The sequence below is a fragment of the Catenulispora yoronensis genome (assembly GCF_039531695.1).
Classification (GTDB): Bacteria; Actinomycetota; Actinomycetes; order Streptomycetales; family Catenulisporaceae; genus Catenulispora; species Catenulispora yoronensis.
Map to the genome: position 1 here is coordinate 87,786 of NZ_BAAAQN010000006.1, position 12,931 is coordinate 100,716.

A 12,931-nucleotide genomic window follows, 5' to 3' on the forward strand; every position below is an offset into this window, starting at 1 on the left:
TATCTGTCCACCCCGTCCAGCCCGGCTGTGCGGAAGGCGATGTCGGCTGGGCTGATCGGCTGCATGACCACCCCCACCCAAGGCAACCGCATCCCCGAGGGGTCATGGTGGGCCGCCGATAACGGAAAATTCGGGCGTCACTATGTAGGTGATATCAGCTGGTTTGCTTGGCTATGTGCCAAGGTCCGTGCCTATGGTAGCGACAAGTGCCTGTTTGCCGTCGCCCCTGACGTGCCTTTCGACGCGGCCGCTACCTTGGCCTGCTCGTTGAAGTGGCTGGCGATGATCCGCACCCTGGACATCCCGGCCGCGTTCTGCGCCCAGGACGGATCCGAAGCCCCCGGCATGATCCCGTGGGACGAATTCGACACCTTGTTCATCGCTGGGTCAGACCAGTTCAAAGAGGGCGAGCACGCCCGCGCCTTGGCGGCCGAGGCGAAGGCCCGAGGCAAGGCGGTGCACGTCGGGAGGGTCAACTCCCGCCGCCGCATGAACATCGCAGAGTCCTACGGCGCGGACTCATGCGACGGCACCTACCTGCGGTACGGCCCGGACAAGAACCTCCCGGTCCTGCTCGGGTGGCTCGGGCTGGACCCGGCCGCAGCCGACGCGTCCGCTGCCAAGGCGGAGGCGAAGGCCCGCCCGCTGCACTGGCACCCTCGCCTCTCGTCCACGATCAGCGCCGCCGACGGCCGGATCCACGCTCCCGAGTCCTACCGCACCCATCTGATCCACGGTGTTGCGTGCGATGAGCACACCTGCGAGGTGTGTATTCACGACTGCACCTGTGCGCGCTGCACCGGGTGGTGTCGCTGCGACCGCCCGCCCAATGCCCCGACCCCTGGAGGCGCTGTGCGCTTCAATGACGACGGCCGCCTGTCCAAGGAGGGCCTACTCGCCCTGGCCGACGACATCGCCGAAGCCCTCGGCCCACCGTGGGAACACGACCGCACCAACCACACCTACTGGCGCACCGAACTGGTGTGCCCCGACGACGACTGGCGGATCAGCATCGAGGTCGCCCCTGGCCGGCATAAGGCCACGGCTACCGGACTCACCCCGACCCTGGCCGGGCGGTGGTGGCGGGACAGCGACAAGGCCCGGATCGGGTTCACCGCTACCCGTGACCCCGAAGCCATCGCTGCGGACCTGAGGCGCAGGCTCTTTCCGCCCTACGCCCACGCCCTGATCGTCGAGCGCGCAGGCATCGCCGTCGAGCTGGCACGGCGCGAGCACTTCGGTGCCGCCGCCGCGCGCCTTCAGACCCATCTGCCGGCAAGCGGGCACCGCGACCGGGATGTGAACGACTGCCGGTTCCATACCTACTGGACCGACCGGCACGGCTCCCACAACCGCGCGAGCCTGGACAACTCCGGTGACACCGTCCACCTGGACCTCCGGCAGGTGCCGCTGGAGGTGGCGTGCGCCCTCATCGACGTCGTCGAGGGCCGTGTTCCTTCCCGGCGTCCGGGACACCGGCGTGGCACCGGGCCGCGTCGCCACGCCCGCCGCCGCGCTACCCGTCGCAGCGCGCAGGCTAAGGCGGTGCGCCCGTGACCAGGCAGCTCGCGGCACACGTCGCCGCAGCCATCGCCTACGAACTCGACGGGTGGGAGGCTCGACCCTCGGGCGTGGGGTTTCACGGCTGGTTCGAGTTGCTGGGCCCGGCCGGCGACATCGTCCAGTTGCGCGTCGGCGAGCATCGGATCGAGGCCCTGGGCATCCACGAGCAGGACCTGGGCCGCACCCGGGCGTGGGACGTCGCCGGGTACCGGCACGCGCGCATCAGGTTCTCCGCTGCCAAGGGCCCGGCGCGCATGGCTGGTGAGATCCGCCGCCGTCTGCTGCCCACCGTGGCCGAGAACAACCGGATCCTGGACGCCGCCGCAGCGTGGATCAGCGCGGCGGCCGCCGTGGACGATGCTGTGTTCGCCGCCGTCAAGGACCTGTTCGCGAACCTGCACTGGCGCGACCCGGGAAGTAGCCGCCGGGAGGAAGCCGCATCGTGGGGCAGCGGGGGCGGCATCAGCGTGGAGTTCCGCCTGGATGCCTACCAACACGACTGCCGTAGCTCCCTAACCATCAATAATCTGACCCGCGTCGAACTGCTGGCCCTCGCCCGCGCCGCCGCGCGCCTGCGCACTTCCGCCACCGCCCCTCACAGTCGGTCACAGCCGTCGGCGCGCCGGCATGCCCGGACCAGGCGACGGCGTGCCCGCGCACGCGAGACAAGGAGAACCCACTCCCGATGACCCCCGTTCCCGATCCGGCGCCGGTCGCCGTGCTGCCGCTGGAGCTCGGCGGAAGCCTGCGGATCCTCGCCGAGGCTGTAGACCTCACCCGCGGCACCGTGCGCTGGGTGCTGCGCGGCCCGCACATCACCGGCGTGGTGTGGCTGACCCGCGAAGACCCCCACGACATCCACTACACCGAAGACCCCGGCACCTACCGCTGCCGGCTGTACTCCGGCGACGCCACCGGCGCCCTGGACCGGCTCAACGACCCGGTGCGGATCAACCCACTCACGTGCTACCGAGCTGAGGCGTCCAAGTTCCAACTCGGCGACCGCCCAACCGGACTGAAGTCCCTGGCCGGCGCCCCGATCCCTGACCTGAGCTGGGTCATCACCGCCGCCGACCGACGTACCTCCGATATCCGCCGCGCGCTGGCCCGCCATGCCCTCGCCTCGAACTGGCTTCAGCCGCTTCAACACACCTGGCGGATCCAGACCGCAGCCGTCATCGCCGCCCGCGCCAAGCACGAACGCGACCAAGCCCTGGCCAAGCTGCGCAGCGCTGCCATCGACGCACGCCACGCCCGGAAACTCCTGGACGCCCTGGCCCCAGACGCCGCCGAAGCCTCAGTCCGAGGCATCGCTCCGCTGGCCTCATCGGGCCGAGATCTGCTCAGCCCCGACCACACCGCTTCGGCCATCGCCCCAGACAGCATCGCGGCCTGACCGCACCGGTGCCGTCGCATAGAGAAGACGAAGGATGCGTTGAAGTACGAGATCCGCATCGAAGAGAACGTCCCCCGCGCTCGTGAACTGGTCGTCGAAGTCCCCGACGGCCACGCCGACCCGGCCGAATACCTCCGCCAGCACACCGGAGGTTGGGCCGACCCGCACCTTCCGGCGGGCGCGGCCACGATCGCGTGGATCCGCCCGGCCACCGCCCCGCCGGCCCCCGAGCCCGAGGCGATGTTCGTGGTGGAGTGGACCGCTGCGGTGCAGCGTCACTGCCGGGTGCTGGCTACCGCCGCCGAACTGCACAAGGCCCTCCAGGCCGGCACCGGCGGCGACGTCGAGCCGTTCACGTCCTCGGCTGATGTGCACTGGCAGGTACGCGGCAACGTCCACGAACGCGGCCTGGACCACTGGATCCAGACCGTCGCCGCCGCCGGCCGCGCCACCACGGTAGACACCCAGATCGTCGACGACCCCTGGATTGACGCCGCCACCCCCGCCACCGATGCCCAGACCGCCGAATACCGGGCCGGGCTGCCGCAGGCCCCGGGATTGTTGGACCGCGCCGTCGGCTACGACTTCACCGAGACTTCCACCGGACGCGGCACCCTGGCCCTGGCCATGCTGGACGACTCGGGTCTGTGGGACCGCGGCACCCCGGTCACGCCAGAGGTGCTGACCGAGTACTTCGGCCTACACGGCGCCGACCCCGGACACGTGAAGAACACCGACACCACCTTCACCGACATCACTTACACCACACACCGGGATGGGGGACGCCCGTGAACCGCGACGACCTCACCGCCCTCGCGGCACGCCTCGCCGCCGACGTCGGGCTGCCGGACAGCACCGGCACCGTCATGACCGGCGGACCTGGCCTGGCCGCCGCCATCGAGACCCTCATCGACGACGCCGCCCTGAGCGGGGCCTTCGCCGATCTGGCTGACCGGCCCAGCATCGAGACCACGACGCTAACGCACGCCGACCGCACCGTGTGGATCTGCGCCGAGTTCGACCGCAACAGCCGACTGCTGCGCGCTGGCCCCGTCCCTGTCACCGAACTCATCAACCCCGACCTCACCGGGGTCGAACGAATCGCCGATACGCTGGTACGGCTGCGTCGCCTCATGGCCAGCGCTGTGCTGCTGGGAACCCGGCCGACGCCGGGACGCGCACCGCTCACCGCCGTGGCGCGGCCGAGGCGCGGCCGGCTGCCGCTGCTGGCCCTGACCGGACCTGCTCTGACCGAAGTCGCCATGGAGACCGCCCGCACCATCGCTCAGACCGCCACGTCCGACCCGGACGGCCCGATCTGGCGCCTTGGCCGGGCGCTCGCCCAGTGGAATCACCACGCCCCCAGTCCGGCCCAGACCGCCGGCCCGGAAGCGCTGACTCGGGAAGCACAGGACGCAGAGGACGGGCTCGAAGAGGCTGAGAACGACATCGCCGACCTCATCGGCCCGGCCCGAATCCCCCTGGATGTATTCGCAGCCGCTGCCCTGACCCGCGCAGTCATCGCCGCCATCGCCACCCAGGACGACGCCGGCCACCAGGACGCGGAACTGCCCAGCATGGTGGCTGTGGCCTGCGGAAAGCGGCGTACGCAGTGCGAGCAGATGCTCACCTCGGTCCGCCACGCCCAGCAATTCATCCATACCCGCACCGTCGCGATGCCCGAGGAACTCGCCGAGCCAACGCGCCGTCGCATCGCGGGAATCAACGCCGCCGCCGTCCAGGCCGCCACCATCGCCCTGCTGCTCACGGACCTCGCCGAGACCGCTGACGCCCATGGCGAACACCACGCCGCAGCCGCAACGGACAACTCCGCGGCCGGTTTCGAGAACAGCCTGGCCCGCACCGAGACCAACGCCTGGACCTTCGCCGTCGACGTCCTGCGCGCCACCACCGACACCGACGAACACCGCTTCACGGCGGTCACCACGTGGGAGAAGGACACCGGGCAGCCCTTCGGTATGAACTGGAGGTACGTCACGACGCCCAAGCAGGCCCGGGAGCAGGAATAGCAGCCCGGTCCAGGCGTGGCACCATGGTTCCAGCACGCCGCACTCACGCCGGCGTCACCCCGGACCAGGAGGCCGACCGTGGACACCGACATCGACACTGTCGTGTTCGTCGGCGTGCCGGATCTCGTCGCTCTCACCGGTCTCACCAAGGCATACCTCAGCAGGATCGCTAAGGAAGCCGGCGCTCCTGAGGCGAAGCTTCCGGAACCAGCGGCACTCGTCAACGGGAAGCCGACCTGGACACTGGACACGGCTCTAGAAGCAGCCCGCAACGCCGGGTGGACGGTCGACAAGTCCGTGGTGAAGAACCTGAAGAAGGCGCGCGCCGCACAAAAGGGGTTCGTCCCTGTCGGAACGGCGGAAGGTGCGCAAGCCCTCGGGCTGACCGTTCCGGCCTACCGGGCACGGCAGTTCAAGGGAACACTGGCCCCTCCGTCGTTTCAGCTTGGCTCAATCGCTCACGTGTGGGATCTCAACGCCTTGCTGGCGAAGGCGCGCGCTGCGGGCGACTCGATCGACGAAGATGCTGCCGCTCACTGGCTAGAACGCAACGGCGGCGAACGCGTTCCCGCGGTCAACCGGGTAGTCACACTACTTCGGGTTGATTCAGCAGTGATCTCAGCCGACGTCGACACCGCGAAGCGGAACGCGCAGCTACTGCTGGAGAACCCGGAGGTTCTCAACACGGCACTCGCCGACCTGGGCCTTCGAGTACTCGCCTCCTCCGTCGAGTCGATGGAAGCCAACCCGCAGCCGTAGCCCCGGCATCACCACCCCACCCTCACCGGTATGACGGCCCCAATGCAGGGCTCACCGGTGAGGGCTGCACGCCCGAGCCGGCTCACCGCCCTATCGCCCTCCGGTGAGCCGTGCCTGCGCGGGTCCCTCACCGGTGAGGTCACCATCATGTTCCACCTCACCGGCAACCCTCACCGGTGAGGCATGGTGCGCCGACACGGCTCACCAGTGACCTCACTGCCTTGCCCCGTTCCTCCGTCCCCAAGAGAGGAGGATCCGGCTGTCCGCACCGTCCCTGGACGAACCGCCGTCCTCGCACAACCTGTTCTGGGTCTACGCCGGCCTGCTCGTCGGCGCCGGATACTCGCTGTACGCGAACCTGGCCTACGCCTTCATCCCACCACGCAACGCCCCGCCGTCCTGGCCGGTCGGCAAACCTTGGGATCCGGCGCACTACAGCCCTCCGCCCGGCGCGTTGCTGCTGTCGGCGGCCTGGCCGATCCTGCTGTTCATCACGACCGAGGTGATGTTCTGGAAGGGCTGGTCACAGGGGTGGCTGTGGACCACGGTGCGGTGCGTATCGATGGTCTTGGTTGCCGCGCCGGTGGCCAACGCCTCTTACCACCATCTGTCCGGGCTGTATCGGCACTTCTTCCCCGACGACCGCCTCACCGTCTGGTTCGGTCCTCTCGCGATCGACGGAGCAACCCTGATGTGCACGGCGGCGCTGCAATCCAGAGCCCAGCGGCTACGCGCCGAGCAGCACATCGCACCCTTGACTACACCGGTGATACCGCCCTCACCGGAGGCGCTCACCGGTGAGCACTACGGTTCGGTCGGTGAGCCCGGCGGAGAAGCCGGGCTCACCGATACCCGACCTGCCCGGCCCGTCGGTGCGATGACGCGCCTAGCAGCGGTCGGCCCAGCCTCACCGCTGTTCGCCGGTGAGACCGGTTCCCCGCTGCTCGCCTCACCGTCGTCCTCACCGGTGAGCGTCATAACCGTCACCGGTGAGGACGGTGAGCCACAGGTGTTCTCCGGTAAAGCTGGCTCCTCACCGGCCGCTCCGGAGTCCGAGGAAGACGAACCGGAGAAGCCGACGGACGGGGAGATCCTCACCGAGGCCCGCAGGCTGCGGCCGGAGGGGCCGTTCTCAGCGAACTGGTTGGTGCGGACCTTCGGGATTGGGACCGGCCGAGCGACTCGCCTGTTGAATCAGCTGGCCCCGGCACTAGTGGCTGAAGCCGCAGCGACCGATGCCGAGAGCGTCCACACAGCGCTGCCAAACCGTGAGTCGCAGCCGGTATAACGTGATCACGGTCACATCGGCGAGATTTCCGCCAAAGCGTTGACCTTCAGTTCTGAAGACCGTAGGGTCTCTCTCGTTAGTTGGTAGAGGTGTAGCCGCTGGCCGCCTTAACCCACTTCTTCTTCCTCCATCAGAGCCCCCGAGGCGTCCGCCAGGATCCCCGGGGGCTCTGCTGCGTTCGGAGCCCGCACACCTGTCTGTTCACCTTCTAAGCCCCCGGATTCCCTGAGGATCCGAGGGCTTCGTGCTTTCCCTTGCGGTCCGTCGACGCCTCCGGCGCGGCGGGCCGTTCGCATTTCCCTTCAGGAAGGACCCCATGTCCGTTGCCGCACCGCCGGGTCCGCCGGCGAACAACCCCGCGATCCCGTTCCTGAAGACCCGCCTTCCCACCGGCAAACCGCCGTGGCCGCTGGTACTGCTGGCCGGCGTGCACAAGTGCGGCAAGTCCTACACGGCCGCGGAGTTCTCCGGCTCGGACCTGATCGGCCGCACGTTTTGGATCGAGATCGGCGAGGGTGACGCCAACCACTACGGCGAGGTGCCCGGCGCGCACTACGAGATCGTCGACCACGACGGCAGCTACAAGGGCATCATGTACGCCGCGTGGGCGGCGACCAAGCAGCTGCGGTACGACGACCGGCCGAACGCCATCGTCGTGGACAACGTCACGCAGCTGTGGGAGATGCTCACCGCCGAGATCCAGGCCATCGCCAACCGGCGGCGCAAGGATCCAGACACCGAAGCCACGATCACCATGGATCTGTGGAACGTGGCCAAGAAGCGCTGGGGCGACTTCATCGACGTGCTGCGCGCCCACGACGGCCCGGTCCTGCTGATCGCCCGCCTGGAGCACACGACCATCGTGGACGCCTCCGGCCAGCCCACCAAGGACAAGGACTGGAAGATTCGGGCCGAGAAAAACCTCCCTTTCGAGGTCGACGTGGTGATCACCATGCCGGAGTACCGCACCTTCGAGGTCTCCGGGGTGCGTTCGCTGCGCCTTCAGATCCCGCGCGGGGAGAAGCGGCTGATCCCCGACTTCACCACCCACGATCTGATGCAGCGCCTCGGCCTAGACGCCGCCGGTGCTACCGAGCCGCGCGTCTACGTCGCGCCGAGGCCGGACCCTGTAGACGCCCTCGCCCTGACCGCGGCCGAGAGCACCGGCCAAGGCGGCGTCGGTCCGGCCGGACCCGGCAGCCCGCGCGCCAGCGCCGAGCAGGTGCGCGAGATCCTGGACCTGCTGGACCGCGTCGGCCCAGCTGATGGACCCTCGCGCCTTCGCCTGGTGTCAGAAATCCTGGGCACCGCCGTCTCCGGACCCGGCGACCTGGACCCGCAGCAGGCCCAGACTGTCATCAGCACCCTGCGAGCGCCGGAACCCGGCGACGCCGAACCACCCGAGCACGCTGGCGAGGCCAGTCAGCCCGCCGAGAGCACCAAGCCAAGTGAGGACGGCCAGCAGCCGTCGCCGTTGCCGGTGATCCCGGCGCTGGAACAGGTGGCGGCAGAGCCGCCGCGGTCCCGGCCCGGGGTGGAGGACTTCGGCAAGTCGCTGACCGATGCCAAGCACTTGGAGGCGGTGGACCGCGTCGAGTCCCGGATCATCCGGGACTTCCACGCCACCGCCATCAACAACGCCATGTTCGTCGACCTGGCCATCGCTGTGGCCGAGCGCCGTGCCGAGCTGGGTGCTCCGCCGCCGGTGAACCCGGCGGCCGGTGCGCTGACGGCGATACTCTCCCGCGCCGCATCCAAGCGGAACAGCCTTCAGGACGTTGGCCGGATCCATGCCCTGATCCACCAGCACGCCGCCTCCGGCGCTCTGCCGCAGGCCGAGGCGGCCGAGTTGCTGGAGCAGTGCAAGGCCGTGTACCAGGCCGTCGCGACCCACACCGGGGCGTCCGAACCACAGGCCGCTTGAGAACTTCCCTGGCCACGACGCCCGGATCACACCACGTGGTCCGGGCGTCGCGCCGTTCCCCTGTTCAACTGTCCAATTTGAATCGAGAACCCGATGCCCCAGATTACGGTGGTTCCCTACCAGTCTCGGCGCGCCGCCCCGCCGACCGTGGCCGAGGCGCCCAACGGCTATATCGGCCGGCACCGCAGGCCCGGCGCTGTCCTGCTCGGGCTGGCCGATGCAGAGGGCTCGCCGTTCCTGACGCTGTTCGCCACGGCCGTGACGTGGGAGGGATCCCGGTGAGCGTCGCCACCGCCACGCTGCGGTTCACTTGCGACGTCACCGAATGCGGAGTCCAGACGTTCGTCGTCCCCGACGACATCCCGGCCGCTTGGCGGCGTCTGGCGGCGATCGGTGGTCAGCCTTCGGCAGGCTCGGACGGCCCGGGGATCGACATCGACCTGTGCCCGGACCATACCGAGCACCTGGGCGCGCACAGCCCTGCGATGCCCGGTGGGGTCAAGGTCGAACTCGTCGGCACGGTGCTGATCCTGTCCCATGACCTGGCCTGCACCGGCTGTGGCTGGAGCATCGATCAGGTCATCCCCGCCACGGCCAGTGCCGCTCGGCGCAACGCGCTGCTCGCGGCGGCGTGGCTGGCGCACGTGGATCCCGCAGCTCAGACCGGCGGAACGGTGATGCCGAACGCTTCGGAGGCGGTATGCCTGATGACCTGACCCATGCCGTCCCGGCCGACCCGCGGGCGGCCGTCACCGCGCTGCTGCACCGGCTGCTGGCCGCATCCAACGATCCGGACGCCCGGACCGAGGACGCCCTGGCCTTCGCCGTCACCGAGCACGCCAGCGCGCTGCGCAAGCAGGACCCGGCGGCGGTGACACCGCGTATGATCGCCGCCGCCGAGATGCTGAACCACGGCGCCAAGGCGCTCACCGACGCGGCGAATGCCGCCCGGGAGGAGCTGGACGCCGAACTGGACGCGCTCGGCGCTGATGCCACCACCGGGCTGGTCGAGGGCAAGGCGGTGTACGTCGACGGTGCCGATGGCACCCGCTACAGGTTGTCCCGGGGGCACACCGTCACCAAGGTGTTCGACGACGACGCGGTGATCGCTCTGATTGCCGCGGCCTTGCGGTCGGAATACCGGGCGCCGGAGGGAACCCCGGGGTTCCTGGCCGCTGTCTACGGCGACGCCTACGAGGCCGGGGTTCGCGACGGTGCGACCACCGCCAGGGCCGCCATCGGGGTCGGCAGCGGCATCTGGTCGGTCAGGAAACTCGCACCGCTGGCACGCCGCCTGGCCGTCGTCGGGGACCTGTGCGGTGCCGGCCTGTTCCAGCGGGCGGTACGCACCCCTAAGATCCGCACCAAGACGACCGCCAAGTTCGAACCGGTCGCCGTACGCGGAAACCCATAGCAACGGCGCGTAGTATCACCGCCGAAGGCACCTGTCGGCTGATGCGTCAAGCGCGTTACTATCGCCCGTAGTCGTGACAATATTGACAACAGGCTGCTGCTAAAAGCTTTGGCAAACAAGCATCTGGCCTGCATGGACTCGTTCAGCGACAAGCTATTGTCTGACCCGACGAATACTGTGGCCCGTGGGGCTCGGCGACTACTCCGCCGGGTGACACGGGCCTTGCATCACGCGGGGGAACAGCTTTGAGGGAGCGACGATGACCGAGAGCACCGCCGGCGATGTGACGCCGGAGCAGGACCGGGAGCGAATCGCCGAAATGCTCCGACGCAACGCCTCAGCTGCTGGCGCCGACCTGACCCAGGAAGCCGAACACGCCGGGTTCCTGGGGGCGATGGCCGCCGTGCTCGCCTACGCTGCCACTGGCCTGCAAGGGGACGACCAACGTGCCCATGCTGAGGCGCTGGTTGCGATGATCGAGGCGGTCGCCGGCAGCGAGCCGGCGTTCAACCGGGGATGGGACGCCGCGTTGACCGTCCACATGTCGATGGTCGACAACGCTGTCGCGAACGGCTCGATCAGCGAGGAGGCTCGCAACTACTTGTTCGATGCCAGCGCGGTCCTGTTGCGCAACGGCTGAATCGAACACCCACCCGAAGACCCGGGCCCGCGGCACCGCCGCTGCCCGGGTCTTCTGCGTTAAACCTTGTTCAACCGGCGACTTAATTTCCCGTCGCAAAACACCAGGCCAGAGCTAAGATCGTCACCTTATAAGACTTCTAACTAGATCTAGCGGGCTCACTGGTTGACACCGCCGATCGTTCTGGCAAAGGATGACTCCATGCACTCGGTCAAATGTTCGAAAGGACGACGTCGACTGCGTGCTGCTCCCGCCCCTTGAGGCGTCCAACGCCCGGATAACCAGGTCCGGCCAAACTCTTCCGTGCCATACCATGCCGGGCAGGTTCAGGCCAGCGGGGTAGATCGGTCTTTCCGCTCCCACCAGCCATTTGACTGTCAGTGGCTTGTGATTTGTTAGCTGCACACGCTCAAAAGTTCAACTTCCGCTGGCTCGGTTCGACCGGTGGCGGACGCACCATCGGGGAGGGGCCATGGCGGGCGAGGAGTACCGCTTCATCGGGCAGGCCGCGAGGATCGCGGACGAGCTTGCCCCCCGAGTGGCCCAGGGCCGGGTAAAGCAGCACGGCGGTGACGAGGGCGGCGGGAGCTCCAGCGGGAAGCTGGGCGGCAGCGAGCCGATCTCCATCCCACTGGTCTCGGCGTTGGACGAGTTCGATCGCGACTTGCAGCAGGAGCTTGCGATCCACAAGCGGGCGTTGGGGACGGTGGACGGTGTACCGCCGCGCGCTGACTTCCCCAATCGAACATCCGGGGCGGCGTTCCTGGAGAAGACGGTCACGCAGATTCCCTCCGAGGTCGCCGAACACACGACTGTGACGTTCCTACGGCACCGTGCCCTTCTCGGGTTGCTGTTCGCGCGGCTGGAAGGGTACGAGCCGCAGCGCTGCCCGGAAGGGCACACCCAGGAGGCGCCGTGGGAGCGGATCCCGGCCCGGACGCTCATCCCTGCCCTGGTATTCGGCGGCAGCACTGGATGGGAGTGCCAGCACCCCGTCTGCGCTCTCTCGCGCGCCGGTTCCGACCCCGGCAGGTTCATCCGCGAGGCGGCGACCAGCAACCGGCTGGTCACCGCTCAGCAGTTGGGTCTGCTGCTCGGCATCTCCGAGCTGGCCGCGCGCGCCCGGATCCGGCGCGCGGAGGCTGCCGGGGCCTTCATCCCGGTCATCGACACTGTCGGCCCGCCCGGTGCCCGGAAGAACCGGTGGAACCTGGCCCACCTGCTGACCGTGTCCAGCATCCGCCGCGACCTCGGCGTCATGCCCTAGCCGTCGGCAAGCGCATTCCCGGCCCTGCCCGCACCCACCCCCCAGGCCGGGCATGAGCCCGGCAGCAAGGAGATGAATGTTATGGCGGGCGAGACCGTCATCACCGTCGTCGGCAACCTCACCGACGACCCCGAACTGCGCTTCACTCCCGGTGGCGCGGCAGTGGCGAACTTCACCGTCGCCTCCACCCCGCGGGTGATGGATCCGAAGACAAACGAGTGGAAGGACGGCGACGCGCTGTTCCTGCGCTGCTCGATCTGGCGGCAGGCGGCGGAGAACGTCGCCGAGTCGCTGACCCGCGGTATGCGGGTGGTTGTCTCCGGCCGGCTGCGCCAGCGGTCGTACGAGACGAAGGAAGGCGAGAAGCGCACGGTCGTGGAGCTGGAGGTCGAGGAGATCGGCCCGTCGCTGAAATACGCCACAGCGAAGGTCGTCAAGGCCGACCGCGAGAAGGCCGGTGCCAACGGCGGCGGCTGGGGCAATGGAGGCGGCTCGGCCCGGCCGGGACAGCAGGCGTATCAGCAGGCCCGCGGCGGACAGCAGGGCGACCCCTGGGCGGCTTCGGCCACCGGCTGGGGCAGCAGCCAGGAGGCCCCGTTCTAGCCGCAGGCTCGCCCCAACAATTCCAGATCAAGCAAGGCCCCGAACTC

The 12,931-nt window shown here is 68.8% G+C and carries 14 protein-coding genes; all 14 read left to right on the forward strand.

Features of this window, described 5'->3' with window-relative positions; all coding sequences use genetic code 11:
- Positions 1–63 precede the first annotated feature (63 nt).
- Complete coding sequence (locus tag ABD481_RS07015) at positions 64–1,557, forward strand: hypothetical protein (RefSeq protein ID WP_344664713.1); 1,494 nt, start codon at positions 64–66, stop codon at positions 1,555–1,557.
- Positions 1,554–2,252, forward strand: coding sequence for a hypothetical protein (locus tag ABD481_RS07020; protein ID WP_344664714.1), 699 nt, complete (start codon positions 1,554–1,556; stop codon positions 2,250–2,252). The genes ABD481_RS07015 and ABD481_RS07020 overlap by 4 nt, the downstream gene beginning before the upstream one ends.
- Positions 2,249–2,959 carry a hypothetical protein gene (locus ABD481_RS07025; RefSeq protein WP_344664715.1) on the forward strand — a complete coding sequence of 237 codons (711 nt, stop codon included), beginning with the start codon at positions 2,249–2,251 and terminating at the stop codon, positions 2,957–2,959. Before ABD481_RS07020 ends, ABD481_RS07025 begins: the two co-directional genes overlap by 4 nt.
- Before the next feature lie 39 nt (positions 2,960–2,998).
- Positions 2,999–3,751 (forward strand): hypothetical protein, encoded by a 753-nt coding sequence (locus tag ABD481_RS07030; protein ID WP_344664716.1) that lies wholly within the window; start codon positions 2,999–3,001, stop codon positions 3,749–3,751.
- The gene (locus ABD481_RS07035) at positions 3,748–4,989 is read left to right on the forward strand and encodes a hypothetical protein (RefSeq protein ID WP_344664717.1); all 1,242 of its coding nucleotides are present in this window, start codon (positions 3,748–3,750) and stop codon (positions 4,987–4,989) included. The genes ABD481_RS07030 and ABD481_RS07035 overlap by 4 nt, the downstream gene beginning before the upstream one ends.
- A 78-nt stretch (positions 4,990–5,067) precedes the next feature.
- On the forward strand, positions 5,068–5,748 hold the full coding sequence (locus tag ABD481_RS07040; RefSeq protein ID WP_344664718.1) for a hypothetical protein: 681 nt from the start codon (positions 5,068–5,070) through the stop codon (positions 5,746–5,748).
- Positions 5,749–6,202: 454 nt separating this feature from the next.
- A complete protein-coding gene (locus ABD481_RS07045; RefSeq protein ID WP_344664719.1) occupies positions 6,203–7,036 on the forward strand; it encodes a hypothetical protein in 834 nt (277 codons plus the stop codon).
- Between the two features lie 316 nt (positions 7,037–7,352).
- A complete protein-coding gene (locus ABD481_RS07050) occupies positions 7,353–8,960 on the forward strand; it encodes an AAA family ATPase (RefSeq protein ID WP_344664720.1) in 1,608 nt (535 codons plus the stop codon).
- A 93-nt stretch (positions 8,961–9,053) separates the two neighbouring features.
- Entirely contained in the window at positions 9,054–9,242 is a 189-nt protein-coding gene (locus ABD481_RS07055) for a hypothetical protein (protein WP_344664721.1), read from the forward strand.
- Positions 9,239–9,676: a hypothetical protein gene (locus ABD481_RS07060; RefSeq protein WP_344664722.1), complete on the forward strand. Its 438-nt coding sequence runs from the start codon at positions 9,239–9,241 to the stop codon at positions 9,674–9,676. Before ABD481_RS07055 ends, ABD481_RS07060 begins: the two co-directional genes overlap by 4 nt.
- Complete coding sequence (locus ABD481_RS07065; RefSeq protein WP_344664723.1) at positions 9,661–10,374, forward strand: hypothetical protein; 714 nt, start codon at positions 9,661–9,663, stop codon at positions 10,372–10,374. The genes ABD481_RS07060 and ABD481_RS07065 overlap by 16 nt, the downstream gene beginning before the upstream one ends.
- A gap of 259 nt (positions 10,375–10,633) precedes the next feature.
- Positions 10,634–11,014: a hypothetical protein gene (locus ABD481_RS07070; protein WP_344664724.1), complete on the forward strand. Its 381-nt coding sequence runs from the start codon at positions 10,634–10,636 to the stop codon at positions 11,012–11,014.
- Between the two features lie 472 nt (positions 11,015–11,486).
- On the forward strand, positions 11,487–12,281 hold the full coding sequence (locus ABD481_RS07075; RefSeq protein WP_344664725.1) for a hypothetical protein: 795 nt from the start codon (positions 11,487–11,489) through the stop codon (positions 12,279–12,281).
- A gap of 81 nt (positions 12,282–12,362) precedes the next feature.
- On the forward strand, positions 12,363–12,884 hold the full coding sequence (locus ABD481_RS07080) for a single-stranded DNA-binding protein (RefSeq protein WP_344664726.1): 522 nt from the start codon (positions 12,363–12,365) through the stop codon (positions 12,882–12,884).
- The last annotated feature ends 47 nt before the right edge of the window (positions 12,885–12,931 follow it).